This is a genomic window from Halioglobus sp. D3-4 (assembly GCF_055809315.1).
The window spans coordinates 1,063,820-1,080,819 of record NZ_CM147907.1; the positions used below are offsets into that span (position 1 = coordinate 1,063,820).

Sequence of the window (17,000 nt, forward strand, 5' to 3'; positions counted from 1 at the left end):
GCCAATTTCGCTGACATCGGCGCTCACTGGTATTTTCATTCTCCATCCGCATTGGATAGACTCTGCCCTCCGCAATGGCAGTCACTAGAGAGCAAGCTATGAGTCAACTTACCCATCTCGACGAGCACGGCGCTGCCCGTATGGTCGACGTTGGCGACAAAGCCGAGACTGCGCGTACTGCAGTGGCGGAGGGATTTGTATCCATGCAGGGGGTGACTATGGCCCTACTGGAGCAGGGCGCGCACAAAAAGGGCGACGTGTTGGCGGTTGCGAGAATTGCCGGTATCCAGGCAGCTAAGAAAACTGCCGACCTGATACCGCTGTGTCATCCCCTGATGTTGACGTCTGTTGAAGTCAGCTTTGCGCTGGAGCCAGCGCAGCACCGTGTGAGGATCGAGGCGCGCTGCAAGGTTTCCGGTAAAACCGGGGTAGAAATGGAGGCACTGACCGCTGTGTCTGCTGCAGCGCTGACGATTTATGATATGTGCAAAGCCGTGGATCGGGGTATTGAAATCGGCGGCATCTGCCTGCTGCATAAAGAAGGCGGCAAGTCCGGTGAGTGGCGGCGTACGAAGGAGGGGGGGACGCCGTGTTGAAGGTGCTGTTTTTCGCGCGTATCCGCGAACAACTGGGCTGCGGGTCTCTGGATGTCACCTGGCCCGAAAAGGGGCTGGACCTGGATTCGCTGCAAGCGCAATTGTGCCGTGAGCACGGCGAGCAATGGCGCGAAGTGCTGATGCAGGACAATATGGTGAGAGCGGTTAATCACGAAGTCGTCGCGGGGAATCGTGCATTGTCCGATGGCGATGAAGTCGCATTCTTTCCACCGGTTACGGGTGGTTGACCGTGACCACCGCCAATAACAGGCAGCCTGACATCATAGTCCGTGTGCAGGAGGCAGATTTTGACGTGGCGCAGTTACAGCGGTCTCTACTGGCGGGTTCGGCAGCGGAGGGCGCGATCACCACATTCACTGGCTATGTGCGGCGTGACAATGAGAGCAGGCAAGTCGATGAACTGGAACTGGAACATTACCCCGGCATGACCGAGGCCAGCATCACTGCAATTGTCGAACAAGCCGCAGCGCGCTGGCCATTACTTGGAGCCCTCGTGGTACACCGCGTGGGAAAGATGGTTCCGGGCGATCAGATTGTTTGGGTCGGTATAGCCTCAGGGCACCGCGAAGCGGCTTTCAGTGCCTGCGAATTTGTCATGGATTTTCTCAAAACACAGGCGCCTTTCTGGAAAAAAGAGCAGAGTTGTGGCGGTGCGCACTGGGTAGAGCCGCGTGAAACTGATTCAAGCCGGTTAGCTCGCTGGCTTGAAGATGGTGCGCAATAGCCTGAATAGGGGTTGTGCAGGCCCCGTAGAATGGGGTCCAATGCGCATCACGTCAGGATATCGTGATAAACAAAATATCTAGTTCTGTATGTTGAATAACAATTATCTTAATCAAAAAGGGGAAGTTAGATGAGTCTAGAGGGTCGTGAATTAAGGGATGCCCTGGGGCGCTTTGCGACGGGCGTCTGTGTTATTACGGCGGTGTCGGGCGACAACAAAGCGGTTGGTATGACGGCCAACTCGTTTTCATCCGTGTCATTGGATCCGCCGCTGGTATTATGGTCGCTGCAGAAGAACTCGGATGTCTACGATATCTTTGCCTCGCCCCGCCATTTTGCCGTCAACATCCTAAGCAGCGAACAACAGGCTTACTCCAACCAGTATGCGAAGAAGTCCCAGCATGATCTGGATCCTGCGCACTACCGCCTGGGTAAATACGGCGCCCCAATTATTCGTCATGCCCTGGCGACGTTCGAGTGCGAGTTACACGCCACCCACGAGGGTGGGGATCATCTCATTATAGTCGGGAAGGTTACGGATATGCAGCAGCGGCCCACCGGAGAGCCCTTGCTGTTCTATTGCGGCCGCTACCACGAGCTGCATTAGTGCCAGCATCAGAACCCGGCGACAGGCGCAGGGGTAGTCTAAGTCAGGCGCAAGCCTTTATACTGAGCGGTTCGTAGCGCGAGAGTCCGTCCTTCATGAAATTTTGTACCCACTGCGGCAATACCGTCATCCTGCAGATTCCCGCTGGAGACGATCGCGAGCGATTTGTATGCAGCAGCTGTGAGTTTATCCACTATGTCAATCCGCGTGTTATCGTAGGTTGTGTCCCGGTGTACGAGGGCAGGGTGTTGTTGTGTAAACGCGCCATTGAACCCCGCAAGAACTACTGGACACTGCCGGCCGGGTTTATGGAAAACGGCGAAACGTCATTGCAGGGGGCCGCGCGCGAGACCTGGGAAGAGGCCAGGGCGAAGGTCAGTAATATCAATCTTTACCGCGTTTTTGATGTGCCGTATATCAGCCAGATTTACATGTTTTACCGGTGTGACCTGGATGGCGGTGAGCATGCCGCCGGCCCCGAAAGCCTGGAAACAGGACTTTTTGACGAGAGTGCTGTGCCTTGGGATAACATTGCCTTCCCGGTTGTTTCCCAAACGTTGAAAGAGTTTTTTTCAGACGCCGCCGCCGAAGAGTATCCAGTGCGGGTATCGGCGATAGAGCACCGGCCAAAGCGCTAGACATTTACCTTCAGGGAGCAATAACTTATGGCATTTCCGAAAATCGGCTTAATGGCTCCGGCCTTCACACTGCTGGATCAGGATGGCGAGAAAGTCAGTCTGAAGCAGTTCAGAGGCGAAAAAAATGTCGTTCTGTATTTCTACCCCAAGGCCATGACGCCGGGGTGTACCGTGCAGGCCTGCGGTATTCGTGACAGTAAGAATGCATTCGCAAGCCTCGATACGGTGGTGCTTGGTGTAAGTCCAGATCCAGTGGCCCGCCTCGGCCGCTTTATCGATAAACAGGATCTCAACTTCACGCTGTTGTCGGACGAGGATCACGCCATTACAGAAAAGTATGGCTGCTGGGGTTTGAAAAAATTTATGGGACGGGAGTTTATGGGGGTGTTGCGCACTACATTCATCATTGGCAAGGACGGGCGGTTGAAGCATGTCATGGATAAGGTAAAGACGAAAACGCACCACGATGATGTCATTGCTCTCGTCAAAGAACTGGGGCTCTAGCCCTCAGCATGCTGAACTACCTGTTTGATGATGTACCGGAACCCGGGCAGGCCAGGGAGATCGTGCCGGGTGTGCTGTGGCTGCGTATGCCGCTGCCGATGGCGCTGGATCACATCAACCTCTATTTGCTGGAAGACGTCGATGGCTGGTGGATTGTCGATACGGGTATAGCACTGGGCCCTACACAGGATCTGTGGGAGACAGTGTTTGATCAGCATCTCGGTGGCAAGCCGGTGAAAGCGGTGTTGTCAACGCATCACCACCCCGATCACACCGGCATGGCTGGTTGGTTGTGTGAGCGCTGGAAAGTGCCTTTTTACATCACCGAAGCTGAATATTTTACCGGGCTCTCATTCAGTCGCACGCTGCCTGAACATTTTAGTTGGTCAGTGGCGCAGCACATGGCGCGAGCGGGGTATACGCAGCAGCAGATCGAGGCATCGCGGGAGGAATTCAGTGGCTTCGGGAGTATTATTACGCCTATGCCGACTGCCTACCGGCGGCTCGTGGACGGCGCCTACCTGTCGATTAACGGCAACCGCTGGCAGGTGGTTGTGGGCAGGGGACATTGCCCGGAGCACGCCTGTCTTTACTCCAGCGCGTTGAATATTCTGATATCGGGCGATCAGGTGATTCCCAGGATTACGTCCAATATCAGCGTTTCGGCGGTTGAACCCGAGGGAAACCCTCTCAAGGAGTGGCTCAATTCACACGAGCACTTCCTAGAGCGGTTACCAGCGGATGCCCTGGTGCTGCCGGCACATAACACGCCTTTCTACGGTCTGCACGAACGGCTTCGCTACTTGATAGAGCATCACGAGGAGCACTTGTTGGCGCTGGAAGAGGCTTGCCTGAACTCCGCGTGCACCGCGATGGAACTGTTGCCGGTGCTGTTTAACAGACCACTGGACGGGCACAACCTCGGTCTGGCTATGGGGGAATGTATCGCACACCTGAACTACCTGCACCAGCGTGGGCAAATATCGCGCACAGTGGATGACGAGGGGTGTTACCGCTACCAGTCAGTCGACGATACGCTGCCAAAACGATTGCGCCAACAGCGCCATGCGGCCGAAGACTCCTCGCCAATGCAAGTATAAAATTATTTAAAAACAGATAATTAGGATAACATTCTAAAGTTAGAAATAGGGTTGTATTTCGGCCCTTACCAGCAAAAAAGAAGGAATACGCGCTATGTCAATGCCCACCGACCTCGGTGTTATCGACTTAATGTTGGCCATCCCCGGCGATGACAACAGCAGCTTCTATGATTGGATAAAGCCGCTGCTGCTGGACCGTGAAAGCCATGAGATGTTCAGTATGCCCGCGCAGTACATGTTCAAGGATATACCGCAGACGGGGAAGCAGGAGGATTACATCGCCTACACTCTGGAGCAGATGGATAAGCACGGTATAGAACGTGCCATGATCGGTCTGGGTTTCAGTGACCTGCAGGAGAAGGCTCTGCGCGCCCATCCAGATCGTTTTTTTGCATCCTACGAGGCGAATCCCAACAGGGGTATGGAGGAGGTGCGAAAGATAGTCGCCATGCACGAGGAGTTTGATATCAAGGCGGTGACGGCTGCTCCTGCGATGATCAGCCCGCCCGTGCCGGTCAATGATAAAAAGTGGTATCCAATCTACGCCAAGCTGGTGGAGCTGGATATTCCCTTCTGTCCCTGTATGGGGGTGCCCGGACCGCGCGTGCCCAGCGGGCCGCAGAAGGTAGAACTGCTGGATGAGGTGCTGTGGTTTTTCCCGGAACTGCGTGTTGTCACGCGCCACGGCTGTGAGCCGTGGACGGACATGGCGTGGAAACTGATGCTCAAATACCCGAATTTGTACTATATGACCAGTGCCTTCGCACCGAAGCACTATCCGCCGGATATTATCGATTTCGCCAACAAGCGCGGCTCCGACCAGGTGATGTACGCGGGTTATTTTCCGATGGGGCTGTCGTTGGATCGTATCTTCAGGGAGATGCCCGATGTGCCGTTCCGCGATGAGGTATGGCCGAAGTTCCTGCGTGAGAATGCGATAAAGGTCTTTAAACTCGACCAGTAGGGAATCCCAATGAAATATCTATCGGTAGAAGAGGCCGTCGAGGCACCCGGAATGCGTCTGGTATTGACGGCCGGCGTGCCGGGCCCCTGGGGCGAGGCGGCAAAATCCATGTTCGCTTACAAGGGTATTGAGTACACCCCGGTTTTTCAGGAAGGGGCCGGGGAGAATGAGGCGCTGCAGCGGTGGACTGGGCAGACATCCGCACCCGTTGCGGTATACGAAGACCTGCCACCGGCCTGCCATTGGTTCGATTTATTGATGCTGGCAGAGAGGATCGCCCCGGAAAAACCGCTGGTTCCGGTGAACAGCGCTGAGCGGGTTGATGTGCTCGGTCTGTCTGCCCTGGTTGCCGGGATGGATGGATTTGGCTGGCACCGCAGATTGCAACTGCTGGCGCCAATGATGCAAATGGATGAGCCGCCGCAGGCCATCGCCCGTATGGCCGGCAAGTATGGCTGGAGTAAGCAGGCCCACACAGCCGCTATCGGTCGCCTGCAGGCGATATCTGCGGAACTCGATAGCCGCCTGGCGCAGCAGCAAGCCCGCGGCAGTGACTATTTGGTCGGCGATACCGTGTCTGCCGCCGATTTTTACTGGGCCAATATGGCCGGGCTGATCAAGCCGCTTGGGCACGACGATAACCCCATGCCGGACTATATGCGCACGACCTACGAATCGGGTGACGCCGCCACACGAGCCTGTCTCACACCCCGTTTGGAAGCGCATCGCGACAGAATGTACCAGCGCCATATTGCGCTTCCGCTTGTCTTCTAACACGAGGAATTACTATGCTTTCACAACAGGAACTCTCCGACCGTTTCGAGATTCAGGACCTGGTTTTTCACTATGCCCACCTGATCGACAGCAAGGAAATCGAGCGCCTGCGCGATGACGTTTTCACTGTAGATGCGTTCATTGACTACAGCGCCTTCGGCGGCAGCGTGGGTGACCTGGAGGAAACATTGACGTTTCTCAAAGCTTCGTTGACCAGTGACTTGTTTCCCCACAGTCAACACCTCAACGCCAATGTTCAGGTGCAGCTTCAGGGCGACACGGCAACGGGCCGGGTGATGTGCTTCAACCCGATGGAGATGGCCATGCCTGATGGCCCGAACAACACATTTTTTCTCGGTTTGTGGTATCTGGACGAGTACCGCCGCACAGACAAAGGCTGGCGCATCGCGCGTCGCGAGGAAGTGAAGAGCTGGACTTTCAATACGCCGGATTTTATGGATTTCTAGCCGCTGACCAAGCACCCTCGGATACGGGTTCCGCCCAGGTCTTCGGCAGGTACTCCAGCTGGAGTTTCCGTACCGCGTTGCGCAGACTGGCCTCAAGTTCATCCAGTTGTGCGGCGCCGATTTTTAACTCGTAGTAGCTGCGCACCTGGTCAACTACCTCGAGGCTGTCGGCTGCCAGTGCCATACCGCGCTCGGTCAGGCGTATTTCCTTGGCCCGTTTGTCGCCGTCATCGATGTCCCTTACCACATATCCCATGCGCTCTAGTTCTTTGAGCATCTTTCCCATGGCCTGTTGCGTCACCTGCGCGCGTTCTGCTAACTCGGTCACGCGTACTGCGCCCATGCCCAGATTTGACAATACAGCGCTGTGTGACGGGCGGATGTCGGCGTAGCCGCGTGCGTGGATTCCCTGCCAGATACGGCGCTCAAAGTCTCGCGAAAATTCCCGCAGTAGACGCGACAAATTATTGGACAGACGGTAGGCAATGGCCTGGTTATTTTTAGCGGCAGTACTTGTCACGCAGTCACCTCCTGCACTGTTTCCGGATTCATACCTCCTTTAGTGTAGTCGGATAACGGTGTCTGTCACGCCGCGGGCGGTAACTTTCGCTCCACATTGTCCATTGCGAGGTGCATCCGTTACACTGCAGCGCTTTTTCAGGGAACAGGCAAGGGGAAATGGCGAAGATAATAACCTGCAATACCAATGGTATCCGGTCAGCAGCATCCAAGGGTTTTTTTGACTGGCTTGCCGCAGAGCAAGCCGACGTGGTCTGTATCCAGGAGACCAAGGCACAGGTCGAGCAGCTATCTGCTCCGGTATTCACGCCTGACGGGTACCACTGCTTTTACAACGATGCGATCAAAAAAGGTTACAGTGGCACCGCCGTTTACTCCAGAGTCAAACCCCAACGTGTGATCACTCGGCTGGGCTGGGACCCGCTCGACTCCGAGGGGCGTTACACACAGGCCGATTACAAGGGGCTCAGTGTGATCTCGCTGTACATGCCATCCGGCTCTAGCAGTGACGCGGCGCTGGAGAAAAAGCTCAAATTTATGGATGACTTTCTGGATCACCTGAAGACTCTACGCCGCGCGCGTCGCGAGGTGATCATCTGTGCTGACTGGAATATCTGTCACAAGGAAATAGACCTGAAGAACTGGCGGCCCAACCAGAAAAATTCCGGCTTCCTGCCCGAGGAGCGGGCGTGGCTTGATGTGCTGTACGACGAGGTCGGCTACACGGATTCCTTTCGCCTGGTTAACCAGCAGGCGGAGCAATACACGTGGTGGTCAAACCGTGGGCAGGCGAGAGCTAACAATGTAGGATGGCGACTCGACTATCAGGTGATTACGCCGAAGCTGGTCGATAAGGTTAAAGCCGCATCGATTTACACGGACGAACGCTTTTCCGACCATGCCCCACAAATTATGGAATACGATCTCGAGATATTAGTCTGAAGGCGCACAGATCCAGCGTTTGTCACGAGCTAGTGGCGCCGCTGCCATCAAGAAGTCATATGCCCCACGATTTCCAAACACCCGGAGTCCACGCCAACTGCTCCGAATTTGGGGCTGGAAGGCTGCCAACACCGGATGCCAATTGCGGGATAGGTTCAAACCCTGTAAATTAGCCCTCGCTTTCGACGCCAGTTCCCAACCCACGCACAAGAGAATGTATAGATGAGTCTGTTTATTGCCAGCGCCCACGCACAGGAAGCCGGAGCTCCCCCCGGTGGAGATATGTTCCAGATTCTGTTTTTGGTCGGTCTGTTTGTCCTGTTTTACTTCATAGCCATCCGTCCACAGCGAAAGCGCCAGAAGGAACATGCCGAAATGGTGTCCAAGCTGAGTAAGGGCGATGAGGTTGTGACCAGCTCCGGCATTCTGGGCAAAGTCACGAGTCTGGATGATAACTATATGGTATTGAATGTCGCTAATAACGTAGAGATGAAGTTCCAGCGTATTCACCTGCACGCGATACTCCCCAAGGGCACACTCAAGTCCATTGCCTGAGAATGGCGCTGCTCTACCCTCGACGAATTTCGCTGGCGCAAACGCCAACGCCCCTGCAGTACCTTGAACGCGCCTCCGAAAAATGGGGGGGCGGTCATCGCATCTGGGTTAAACGTGATGACCTGACCGGTTGTACCCTCAGCGGTAACAAGGTCCGCAAACTGGAGTTCATCCTGGCTCACGCCATCGATAACGGCTTCGATACCATACTCACCTGTGGCGGTGTTCAAAGTAATCACTGCCGGGCCACGGCACTGGCCGGAGCGCAGTTGGGGCTGGGGGTGCACCTGCTGTTGCGCGGTGATGCGCCGGAAGACATTGAGGGCAACCTGTTACTTGATCACCTCGCCGGTGCCGCAGTGAACTGCTATCCCTCGGCACAATTTGTCAGAGAAATTGATGCGCTTTTTCAGCAGTGGCAGGAACACTACGCGGCACTGGGGCGCAAAGCTATGGTCGTGCCCACGGGCGGCAGTGATGGAATTGGCGCCTGGGGCTATATCGCCGCCTGTGAAGAATTGGCCAGTGACTTTGACAGCCACAATATTGAAAACGCACACATTGTTGTCGCCACCGGCTCAGGCGGCACACAGACAGGCTTGACGCTGGGTGCTGCCCTGCAGCAATTGCCGGCTACCGTCTGGGGGGTAAATGTCTGCGACAATGCCGAGTACTTTCTCAATAAGGTCGCCAGTGATACCGCCGATTGGCAGCAACGTTATCCAGAGGCGCCCGCTGTCGAGATTCAGCCCCGGGTGCTCGACGGTTATGTCGGGCAGGGCTATGCAATGGCCTCGCCTGAAATTTTTGGCCTTATCGCAGAGCTGGGCCGGCTGGAGGGTCTGGTATTGGACCCGGTTTATACCGGTAAGGCTTTTGCCGGTATGTTGGCGGAAATATCCAGCGGACGATTTGAGGGGTGCCGCGACATTGTATTTGTTCACACCGGTGGAGTTTTCGGCGTGTTTCCGCAGCGCGCTGGTTTCGATCACGCGCTGACGCCATCTCCCACACTCTGACTTTCGGGAACCCCGGATGACCATGACAGGACTGATTAGCACCGTAAACAGTTGGGCCTGGGGCCCGCCAATGCTCATCCTCCTGCTGGGCACCGGTGTATTCCTCAGCGTTGGTTTGCGCTTTATGCCACTGCGCAAAATACCGATGGCGATCGGCTTATTGCTGAAGGGAGGCAAGAGCAGGGCTAGGGGAGATATCTCGCCCTTTGGCGCCCTGATGACTGCATTGTCGGCAACCGTAGGTACCGGAAATATCGCCGGTGTCGCCACCGCAATTGCGCTGGGCGGGCCTGGCGCGCTGTTCTGGATGTGGATGACGGCCCTGTTTGGGATGGCAACCAAATATGCCGAGGCCGTGTTGGCTGTACGTTTTCGCGAGCAGGATGAGAAGGGTAATTACAGCGGCGGCCCGATGTATTACATCAAGAATGGCCTGCACAAACGCTGGCACTGGCTCGGTATCGCATTCGCTATCTTCGGCAGCCTTGCCGGGTTTGGCATTGCCAATACCGTGCAATCCAACTCGGTGTCGCAGGTGCTGCAGGACACCTTTTCCGTACCGCCGCTGGCAACCGGCCTGGTGTTGATGGTGCTGGTGGGCGCTGTGGTGCTGGGTGGGGTCAGGCGCATTGCCGTAGTCGCCAGTTGGCTGGTGCCATTCATGGCCATAGGTTACACGCTGGCGGGGTTGTATGTGATTGCCACCAATGTCGCGCAAGTCCCGGATGCGATTGTTACGATTGTCACCTATGCGTTCACGCCTACAGCCGCCACCGGCGGTTTTGCCGGCGCGACGGTTTGGGCGGCGCTGCGTTTTGGAGTGGCCAGAGGCATTTTTTCCAATGAGGCGGGACTGGGCAGCGCCCCGATTGCCCATGCCGCAGCGCGCACCAACCAGCCGGTGCAGCAGGGTATGATTGCGATGCTCGGGACCTTTATCGACACCCTGTTCATCTGCACTGTTACGGGCTTGGTCATCGTGATCACCGATGTGTGGCCCAGCGGCGTCAGCGGAGCGAGCCTCACCTCCAGCGCCTTTGCCAGTGGCATATCCGGCGGAGAATACATAGTCGTGGCGGGCCTGTGCCTGTTCGCCTTTACCACGATGATCGGCTGGTCGTTTTACGGTGAGCGCTGCATAGTCTTTCTGTTTGGCGCTGGGGCCATAGTGCCGTTTCGCGTGGCGTGGGTGCTGGCGGTACCTGTGGGTACGGTGTTCCATCTGGATACCGTCTGGCTGCTTGCCGACACGCTCAACGCCCTGATGGCGTTGCCTAACCTTATTGCATTGCTGCTGCTGGGCCCGCTGGTATTCAGCATAACGCGCGAGTACTTTAATAGCGCAAGCGCTGAGCATTGAGTATGCTGTCAACATGCCAGATCCAGCCAACGACAAGTTAATCATCGCAATTTCATCGAGAGCCCTATTCAATCTCGACGAAAGTCATGAGGTATACGAAAAGGAAGGGCTGCGCGCCTATTCCCAGTACCAGGTTGAACGCGAAGATGAGCCGTTGCACCCCGGTGAGGCCTTTCCTTTGGTGCAGAAGCTGCTCAGGTTGAACGACAGTCTCGAGGAAGATGCCCAGGTTCAGGTTGTGTTGCTGTCGCGCAACAGCGCCGACACTGGTCTGCGCGTTTTCAACTCGATTCAGCACTACGAGCTGGATATTAGTCGGGCGGCATTTTGTGGTGGCGAGAGTCCGTGGCGCTATATCAATGCTTTTGGCTGCAAGCTGTTTCTTTCCAATGAAGCTCAGGATGTGCGGCATGCACTGGAATGCGGAGTCGCCGCCGCTACACTTGTCTCTCGTCGGGGAGGTGCGACGGATTCCGAGCAATTGCGTTTTGCCTTTGATGGTGATGCGGTGCTGTTTTCGGATGAGGCGGAGCAGGTATACAAGCGAGACGGCCTAGAGGCCTTCACCGCCAGTGAGAAAGCCGCTGCGCGTGAGCCGCTGGCCGGTGGCCCGTTCAAACCGTTTTTATCCGCACTGCATCATCTACAGCAGTCCTTCCCGCCAACGGAGGCGCCGATAAGAACCGCGCTGGTGACGGCGCGCTCTGCGCCCGCGCATGAGAGAGTGATTCGAACGCTAAGAGCCTGGAATATCCGCATCGATGAGTCCATTTTCCTTGGCGGTCTGGAGAAGACCGAGTTTCTGCGTGCCTACCAAGCAGACGTTTTTTTTGACGATCAGCAGACCCACTGCGTGTCTGCCAGCCCCCATGTGGCTACAGGGCATGTGCCGCACGGCGTGGCGAACCCCTGACAACCGCAGAGCACGTATATTTCTTATTTGCTTGGCAAACATCAACTTTAATGGCTATTCTGCATAACGAGGGGTGAATACAGTCCACGGATTGCCCCGTATCACTTGGAGGATGGGATGAAGCTTCAGCAGCTGCGTTATATCTGGGAGGTGGCACACCACGAACTCAATGTTTCGGCGACAGCTCAAAGTTTATATACCTCGCAGCCGGGTATTAGTAAGCAAATACGCTTGCTGGAAGATGAACTGGGCGTCGAGATTTTTGCGCGCAGTGGCAAGCACCTCACACATGTGACGCCAGCGGGCGAGGATATTATCAAGGCCGCTGAAGAAGTCCTGTTCAAGGTTAAGAGTATCCGTCAGGTGGCGGAGGAATATGCTGACGAGAAGAAGGGCAGCCTCTCCATCGCCACCACGCATACTCAGGCACGTTACGCACTGCCTCCCACAATCAGCTCATTTATTCAGCACTACCCCGATGTCGCGCTGCATATGCACCAGGGTACGCCGGTGCAGATTTCCGAGATGGCGTCGGACGGTACGGTTGATTTCGCGATTGCCACCGAGGCGCTGGAGCTGTTTTCCAATCTGATTATGATGCCCTGCTACCGTTGGAACCGTTGTATTCTGGTGCCCCGAGATCACCCGTTAGCACAGGTTTCAGAGGTGACGTTGGAGGACGTTGCGGCACAGCCCATCGTCACCTATGTCTTTGGTTTTACCGGGCGCTCCAAACTGGACGACGCCTTTCTGGCGAAGGGCCTAGTACCGCGAGTGGTATTCACTGCAACGGATGCGGATGTCATAAAGACCTATGTGCGCCTCGGGCTGGGCATCGGTATTATTGCAGCGATGGCCTACGATGAAGTTATTGACCACGATCTCGTGGCTCTCGATGCCAGCCACCTGTTTGCCAGCAGCGTTACCCAGATCGGCTGCCGCCGAGATACATTTTTGCGCGGCTACATGTATGAGTTCATCGAGGATTTCGCGCCGCACCTGTCGCGCGACCTGGTCGGCGATGCTTTCGGGTGCCATACCAAGGCGGAGTTGGCCGAGCTGTTTTCTCACATCGAACTACCTGTTTACTAACGTTCGGCGCGATGAATTTACCGGCGGGGCTTGAAACTGTCATAGTGCAGTGATTAGACTGTCGCGCTGAAACGCCATCGCCCCCCATTAATTAGGAGAATGACACGTGGAACTGGCCTGCCTGGACCTGGAAGGGGTGCTTGTACCGGAAATCTGGATAGCGTTCGCCGAACGCACCGGCATTGAGGAACTGCGCGCGACGACACGCGACATCCCCGATTACAACGTGCTGATGAAGCAGCGGCTGGCGATACTTGATCAACACGGTCTGAAGATCGGTGATATCCAGGAGGTGATAGCCACGCTGTCTCCGCTGCCTGGCGCTGTCGAGTTTGTCGACTGGCTGCGCGAGCGTTTCCAGGTGATCATTCTGTCTGATACGTTCTATGAATTCTCCCAGCCGCTGATGCGCCAGATGCATTGGCCGACCCTGTTCTGTCACCGCCTTGTTACTGATGAGGCCGGACGGGTAGTGGACTACAAACTGCGTCAGGAAGACCCCAAGCGGGCATCGGTAAAAGCCTTTCACGGCCTCAACTACCGTGTCCTTGCTGCTGGTGATTCGTACAACGACACTACAATGCTGTCCGAGGCGGATGTCGGGTTCCTGATACACGCACCGCAGAACGTGATCGATGAGTTCCCGCAGTTCAAGTCAGTGGATACGCTGGACGCGTTAAAGCTTGCATTTCTGGAGGCCAGTGAGCGCTCCCTTCAATTGTGACAGGTTGTTATAATCAATCGCTCAGCGACGCTTCCAACGCTGCCAGGAATTTGCTGATTTTGTCGTAGGATTCCTGGTATTCCTGCTGGCAGTTGGAATCTGCGACAATGCCACCGCCACCCCAGCAGCGCACAACGCCCTCATTGCAAAGCAGGCTGCGGATTGCGATATTGCTGTCCATCCGGCCATCGGCGCTGACATAAACAATGGAACCGCAGTAAATATCTCGCTCATGCGTTTCCAGTTCTTCGATAATCTCCATGGCGCGCCGTTTTGGTGCGCCGGTGATGGAACCGCCGGGAAAGCTGTCGCGCAGCAGCTCCCAGGCATCGCGCCCGCTTTGTAGCTCACCACTGATGGTACTCACCAGGTGGTGGACTGTCGGAAAGCTCTGTACATCGAACAGCCGGTCGACATGAATGCTGCCCGGTACGCAGCTGCGGCCGAGATCGTTACGCAACAAATCAACGATCATCAGGTTTTCTGCACGGTCCTTCTGCGAGTCGCGCAGTTCCTGTCGGGCTAACTCATCCTGCTGTGGGTTAGCATGGCGTGGCCTTGTACCCTTGATGGGAGAGGTCTCCACCCGGTGCCCGTGTAATGATATAAACCGCTCCGGGGAGAGGCACAGTAGCGTCGTGCCCTCCGCCAGTGACAGGTAGGCTGAAAAGGGTGCCGCCGCCAGTTTGCGCAGCGCCCGATAAGCGGCCCAGGAGTCGCCGCTGTATTGCGCACTGAAGCATCGGGTCAGGTTGACCTGGTAGCAATCCCCGTCCTGTATATAACCTTGAATGCGCTCAAAAGCCGTGCTGTATTGTTGCGGGCTGACGCTGGAGGTAAACCGGCTGCGCAATTCAAATTGGGCAGAGCTGCTGTGGGCTGGTTGGTCGAGTCTGGCCTTGATATCCCGGCGCTCCTGCGGCGCGACCCGGGGCTGAAATACCAGTGTGGCGCGCTGCAGGAGGTGATCCTGAATAATGCACCAGTCATATGCACATAATTGCACTGATTGAAGCTGCGTTGAATGCGTTGCGCCTGGGATGTCGTGCAGCCCCTTGCCGACGTTATAACCCAGATAACCGAGTATTCCGCCACAGAACGGAATGTCTGATGACACGGGTTGTATACCGCTGTAGTGCTCATTCTGGAACATCTGTAAATCACTGAAAAACTGTCGGGTTTCCTGCTCTCCGGCGCCTGGTCGCAGGCCGGGTACGTCGGTATTCCAAGGCTGCGCCGTCAGTATGTCGTAGCGGCCTGAACCGCCATGCGGGGCACTGCTGTCAAGGAATGCTGCGCGCGGCAGATCCCGAATGCGCTCGAACAGCTCGCAGCTGTCCGAAAAATAGGGAATTTCCTCGACATGTACTGATTTGCTCACACCGGTGCACCATTGATGGGGCAGGGCATCACCCCTGGAAGAATGTCGGCGGTGTCAGGGCAGTGCATAAGCGGTGCAATTCCGTGCGGTGAGCGCTGTGGATCAGGCCGGTGTAAAGTCGTAATTTGCATTGAAACGACTGACATCTACGGTGAAAAACCTTGAAATGTCGCCTCTGCTCAATTGACTTTGAAGGCCCGGCAAATTACTGTATCAGGCCGAATTTCAGGCTGCTCTGCATCCTATGCCTGACTGCCACGACTTGCAACCAGCGCGTCTTTTTGCAGGCGTTATTCGAGTACTCCATCACCCCGTGGGAAACCTTTGGACCAAGGATTATGACGACCAAGAATAGTAATACGCTTACCGCATCGCTGGATAATCCCTTTGCGAACAACTCTGAGCGGGAATTTCTGGTACCAGGCCAGATTGCTTCAGCACCGGGGCTCTACGAAGAATCCCTCAAAGCCGGGTGGGAGTTGCAGCAGCGGCCTTACCAGACCGCTGGCGTCAAGAATATACAGCGTCAACACCAGAAAAAACGCATGACGATCTGGGAACGTATACGCTACCTCAGCGATGAACCGCCAACAGTGCTTTATCAGAACTGGGGCCCGAACCTGGACGGCGCATCTCTGGTCACAGCCATAATCAAGGTCAATGGCAGGGATGTTGCGCTCTACGGTCACGATTTTACCGTGCGCGCCGGCTCTATGGACGCCACCAATGGTGCCAAACTTGCTCGCCTGTTTGAGCTCGCCGCCAAGCAGCGTATTCCCGTTGTTGGTATCAATGACAGTGCCGGTGCATTTATCCCCGCCGGCGTCGGAGGCCTCGACGGCTATGCCGAGGCTTTTGCAGCGCTGCGCCGTATCAGCGGCATCGTGCCCAGCGTAATGTGCATGTTCGGCTTCAACGCTGGCGGTGGTTCCTATTTGCCCCGGCAGGGCAGTTTCCTGATTCAACCCAATGATACCTTCTTCGGCTTGACTGGCCCGGGCGTCGTAAAGTCGGTGCTCGGTGAAGATGTTACACCCGATGAGCTCGGCGGGCCCGGCGTACACAGCCAGTCAGGCGTGACCGATTTTGTGGTCAAGGACGAAGTGGAGGCGCTGCGCAAAGTACGCGCGCTGCTCAACTATCTGCCCGGTCACAACGGTGAGCTGGCACCGTTTCAAGCCAGCTCTGATCCCGTCGACCGCAAGACATGGGATATCGATATCCTGTTGAAGAAAGCGCTGAATTCTCCTACTGGTTTCAATACCCCCATCGATATCAGCATTCTGATTCAACAGTTGTGCGACCACTCCGATTTCATGGAGGTCCAGGCAGACAGGGCCCGCAACACAGTGACAGCACTCGGACGAATGGGCGGTAATGTGGTGGGCTTCGTGGCGAACAACTCGGCCGTCGCTTCCGGACAGATCGATATCGATGCCGCTTACAAGAATGCGCGCTTCATCCGCTTCTGCAACCTTTACAACATCCCGGTCATCTTCCTCGAAGACACCACCGGGTTCCTGCCCGGCAAGGATCAGGAGAGCCGGGGTATCATTCAGGCCGGTCGCGCCATGCTGGATGCGATTGTCGATTTGCGCACACCGCGCTTTCTGGTACTGGTACGCAATGCCTTCGGCGGTGCGTATGCGGCCTTCAACAGCTTTCCGGTCGGTGCTGATTTTGTCGTGGCGTTGCCGACCACGCGTGTAGCCGTTATGGGGCCTGCGGGCGTTGAATACGTCTATAAAGATGAATTGCGCAAGATTCGCGGTTCGGTACCGGCGAAACTGGAAGCCGAGGCGAAAGCCCAGATGGACGCCGGGCTTTCCGAGTCGCAGGCCAGAGACGCCGCGCAGGAGCTGGTTAATGCCTGGGTCAAATCCGAGGAGGCCCTGCTGGCCGAGCGCTATGCGCAGGAGTTGATGAACCCCAATGAAGCGCTCAGCCTGGGCTCGATTTCCCAGATAGTCATGCCTTCGGACCTGCGTCAGGTGCTGACAGAAAACATGGCATTCTATTTGCGACGCTACCAGCCGACCCCGCTGCAGTCTGTGCAGCGTGAATTCCACTAAACCGATTTCTGGCAATCTTACTTACATTA

General features: G+C 56.0%; 20 protein-coding genes. 18 read left to right on the plus strand and 2 right to left on the minus strand.

Annotated elements, in window-relative coordinates; translation table 11 throughout:
* Positions 1-98 precede the first annotated feature (98 nt).
* The 10 genes from moaC (at position 99) to AC0L6S_RS04585 (ending at position 6,394) form a co-directional block, all read left to right on the plus strand.
* Positions 99-596, plus strand: a complete 498-nt coding sequence (gene moaC / locus AC0L6S_RS04540) for a cyclic pyranopterin monophosphate synthase MoaC (RefSeq protein ID WP_473427234.1) — start codon at positions 99-101, stop codon at positions 594-596.
* Complete coding sequence (gene moaD / locus AC0L6S_RS04545) at positions 590-844, plus strand: molybdopterin converting factor subunit 1 (RefSeq protein ID WP_473427235.1); 255 nt, start codon at positions 590-592, stop codon at positions 842-844. The genes moaC and moaD overlap by 7 nt, the downstream gene beginning before the upstream one ends.
* Before the next feature lie 2 nt (positions 845-846).
* Positions 847-1,341, plus strand: a complete 495-nt coding sequence (locus tag AC0L6S_RS04550) for a molybdenum cofactor biosynthesis protein MoaE (protein ID WP_473427236.1) — start codon at positions 847-849, stop codon at positions 1,339-1,341.
* A gap of 129 nt (positions 1,342-1,470) precedes the next feature.
* Positions 1,471-1,947: a flavin reductase family protein gene (locus tag AC0L6S_RS04555; protein WP_473427237.1), complete on the plus strand. Its 477-nt coding sequence runs from the start codon at positions 1,471-1,473 to the stop codon at positions 1,945-1,947.
* A 95-nt stretch (positions 1,948-2,042) separates the two neighbouring features.
* Complete coding sequence (locus AC0L6S_RS04560) at positions 2,043-2,585, plus strand: NUDIX hydrolase (protein WP_473427238.1); 543 nt, start codon at positions 2,043-2,045, stop codon at positions 2,583-2,585.
* 27 nt (positions 2,586-2,612) lie between these two features.
* A complete protein-coding gene (bcp, locus tag AC0L6S_RS04565) occupies positions 2,613-3,089 on the plus strand; it encodes a thioredoxin-dependent thiol peroxidase (protein WP_473427239.1) in 477 nt (158 codons plus the stop codon).
* A gap of 8 nt (positions 3,090-3,097) precedes the next feature.
* Positions 3,098-4,189 carry an MBL fold metallo-hydrolase gene (locus tag AC0L6S_RS04570; protein WP_473427240.1) on the plus strand — a complete coding sequence of 364 codons (1,092 nt, stop codon included), beginning with the start codon at positions 3,098-3,100 and terminating at the stop codon, positions 4,187-4,189.
* 94 nt (positions 4,190-4,283) lie between these two features.
* Complete coding sequence (locus tag AC0L6S_RS04575; protein ID WP_473427241.1) at positions 4,284-5,153, plus strand: amidohydrolase family protein; 870 nt, start codon at positions 4,284-4,286, stop codon at positions 5,151-5,153.
* Positions 5,154-5,162: 9 nt separating this feature from the next.
* Positions 5,163-5,927, plus strand: coding sequence for a glutathione S-transferase family protein (locus tag AC0L6S_RS04580; protein WP_473427242.1), 765 nt, complete (start codon positions 5,163-5,165; stop codon positions 5,925-5,927).
* 14 nt (positions 5,928-5,941) lie between these two features.
* A complete protein-coding gene (locus AC0L6S_RS04585) occupies positions 5,942-6,394 on the plus strand; it encodes a nuclear transport factor 2 family protein (RefSeq protein ID WP_473427243.1) in 453 nt (150 codons plus the stop codon).
* Here the strand turns inward: AC0L6S_RS04585 and AC0L6S_RS04590 are convergent.
* Positions 6,381-6,914, minus strand: a complete 534-nt coding sequence (locus tag AC0L6S_RS04590; protein WP_473427244.1) for a MarR family winged helix-turn-helix transcriptional regulator — start codon at positions 6,912-6,914, stop codon at positions 6,381-6,383. The genes AC0L6S_RS04585 and AC0L6S_RS04590 overlap by 14 nt on opposite strands.
* 158 nt (positions 6,915-7,072) lie before the next feature.
* On the opposite strand from AC0L6S_RS04590, the gene AC0L6S_RS04595 reads away from it, so the two are divergent.
* The 7 genes from AC0L6S_RS04595 (at position 7,073) to thrH (ending at position 13,518) form a co-directional block, all read left to right on the plus strand.
* Positions 7,073-7,855 (plus strand): exodeoxyribonuclease III, encoded by a 783-nt coding sequence (locus tag AC0L6S_RS04595; protein WP_473427245.1) that lies wholly within the window; start codon positions 7,073-7,075, stop codon positions 7,853-7,855.
* A gap of 222 nt (positions 7,856-8,077) precedes the next feature.
* Positions 8,078-8,410, plus strand: a complete 333-nt coding sequence (gene yajC, locus AC0L6S_RS04600; protein ID WP_473427246.1) for a preprotein translocase subunit YajC — start codon at positions 8,078-8,080, stop codon at positions 8,408-8,410.
* A 2-nt stretch (positions 8,411-8,412) separates the two neighbouring features.
* Positions 8,413-9,429, plus strand: a complete 1,017-nt coding sequence (locus AC0L6S_RS04605; protein ID WP_473427247.1) for a 1-aminocyclopropane-1-carboxylate deaminase/D-cysteine desulfhydrase — start codon at positions 8,413-8,415, stop codon at positions 9,427-9,429.
* A 22-nt stretch (positions 9,430-9,451) separates the two neighbouring features.
* Positions 9,452-10,789, plus strand: a complete 1,338-nt coding sequence (locus AC0L6S_RS04610) for an alanine/glycine:cation symporter family protein (RefSeq protein WP_473427248.1) — start codon at positions 9,452-9,454, stop codon at positions 10,787-10,789.
* 13 nt (positions 10,790-10,802) lie between these two features.
* On the plus strand, positions 10,803-11,702 hold the full coding sequence (locus tag AC0L6S_RS04615; RefSeq protein ID WP_473427249.1) for a 5'-nucleotidase: 900 nt from the start codon (positions 10,803-10,805) through the stop codon (positions 11,700-11,702).
* A gap of 117 nt (positions 11,703-11,819) precedes the next feature.
* Positions 11,820-12,794: an HTH-type transcriptional regulator CysB gene (gene cysB, locus AC0L6S_RS04620; protein WP_473427250.1), complete on the plus strand. Its 975-nt coding sequence runs from the start codon at positions 11,820-11,822 to the stop codon at positions 12,792-12,794.
* A gap of 106 nt (positions 12,795-12,900) precedes the next feature.
* Positions 12,901-13,518 carry a bifunctional phosphoserine phosphatase/homoserine phosphotransferase ThrH gene (gene thrH, locus AC0L6S_RS04625; protein ID WP_473427251.1) on the plus strand — a complete coding sequence of 206 codons (618 nt, stop codon included), beginning with the start codon at positions 12,901-12,903 and terminating at the stop codon, positions 13,516-13,518.
* Positions 13,519-13,531: 13 nt separating this feature from the next.
* Here the strand turns inward: thrH and pabB are convergent, their stop codons facing one another.
* Positions 13,532-14,899 carry an aminodeoxychorismate synthase component I gene (gene pabB, locus AC0L6S_RS04630; RefSeq protein ID WP_473427252.1) on the minus strand — a complete coding sequence of 456 codons (1,368 nt, stop codon included), beginning with the start codon at positions 14,897-14,899 and terminating at the stop codon, positions 13,532-13,534.
* A 338-nt stretch (positions 14,900-15,237) separates the two neighbouring features.
* Here pabB and AC0L6S_RS04635 point away from each other — a divergent pair, with 338 nt between their 5' ends.
* The gene (locus tag AC0L6S_RS04635) at positions 15,238-16,971 is read left to right on the plus strand and encodes an acyl-CoA carboxylase subunit beta (RefSeq protein ID WP_473427253.1); all 1,734 of its coding nucleotides are present in this window, start codon (positions 15,238-15,240) and stop codon (positions 16,969-16,971) included.
* The last annotated feature ends 29 nt before the right edge of the window (positions 16,972-17,000 follow it).

Coding starts and splice junctions, on each gene's coding strand:
- yajC (WP_473427246.1), top strand. CDS start 8,078: ATGAGTCTGTTTATTGCCAGCGCCCACGCACAGGAAGCCGGAGCTCCC.
- AC0L6S_RS04585 (WP_473427243.1), top strand. CDS start 5,942: ATGCTTTCACAACAGGAACTCTCCGACCGTTTCGAGATTCAGGACCTG.
- AC0L6S_RS04580 (WP_473427242.1), top strand. CDS start 5,163: ATGAAATATCTATCGGTAGAAGAGGCCGTCGAGGCACCCGGAATGCGT.
- moaC (WP_473427234.1), top strand. CDS start 99: ATGAGTCAACTTACCCATCTCGACGAGCACGGCGCTGCCCGTATGGTC.
- AC0L6S_RS04570 (WP_473427240.1), top strand. CDS start 3,098: ATGCTGAACTACCTGTTTGATGATGTACCGGAACCCGGGCAGGCCAGG.
- AC0L6S_RS04560 (WP_473427238.1), top strand. CDS start 2,043: ATGAAATTTTGTACCCACTGCGGCAATACCGTCATCCTGCAGATTCCC.
- cysB (WP_473427250.1), top strand. CDS start 11,820: ATGAAGCTTCAGCAGCTGCGTTATATCTGGGAGGTGGCACACCACGAA.
- bcp (WP_473427239.1), top strand. CDS start 2,613: ATGGCATTTCCGAAAATCGGCTTAATGGCTCCGGCCTTCACACTGCTG.
- AC0L6S_RS04555 (WP_473427237.1), top strand. CDS start 1,471: ATGAGTCTAGAGGGTCGTGAATTAAGGGATGCCCTGGGGCGCTTTGCG.
- AC0L6S_RS04595 (WP_473427245.1), top strand. CDS start 7,073: ATGGCGAAGATAATAACCTGCAATACCAATGGTATCCGGTCAGCAGCA.
- AC0L6S_RS04575 (WP_473427241.1), top strand. CDS start 4,284: ATGTCAATGCCCACCGACCTCGGTGTTATCGACTTAATGTTGGCCATC.
- AC0L6S_RS04610 (WP_473427248.1), top strand. CDS start 9,452: ATGACAGGACTGATTAGCACCGTAAACAGTTGGGCCTGGGGCCCGCCA.
- AC0L6S_RS04615 (WP_473427249.1), top strand. CDS start 10,803: ATGCCAGATCCAGCCAACGACAAGTTAATCATCGCAATTTCATCGAGA.
- AC0L6S_RS04635 (WP_473427253.1), top strand. CDS start 15,238: ATGACGACCAAGAATAGTAATACGCTTACCGCATCGCTGGATAATCCC.
- AC0L6S_RS04605 (WP_473427247.1), top strand. CDS start 8,413: ATGGCGCTGCTCTACCCTCGACGAATTTCGCTGGCGCAAACGCCAACG.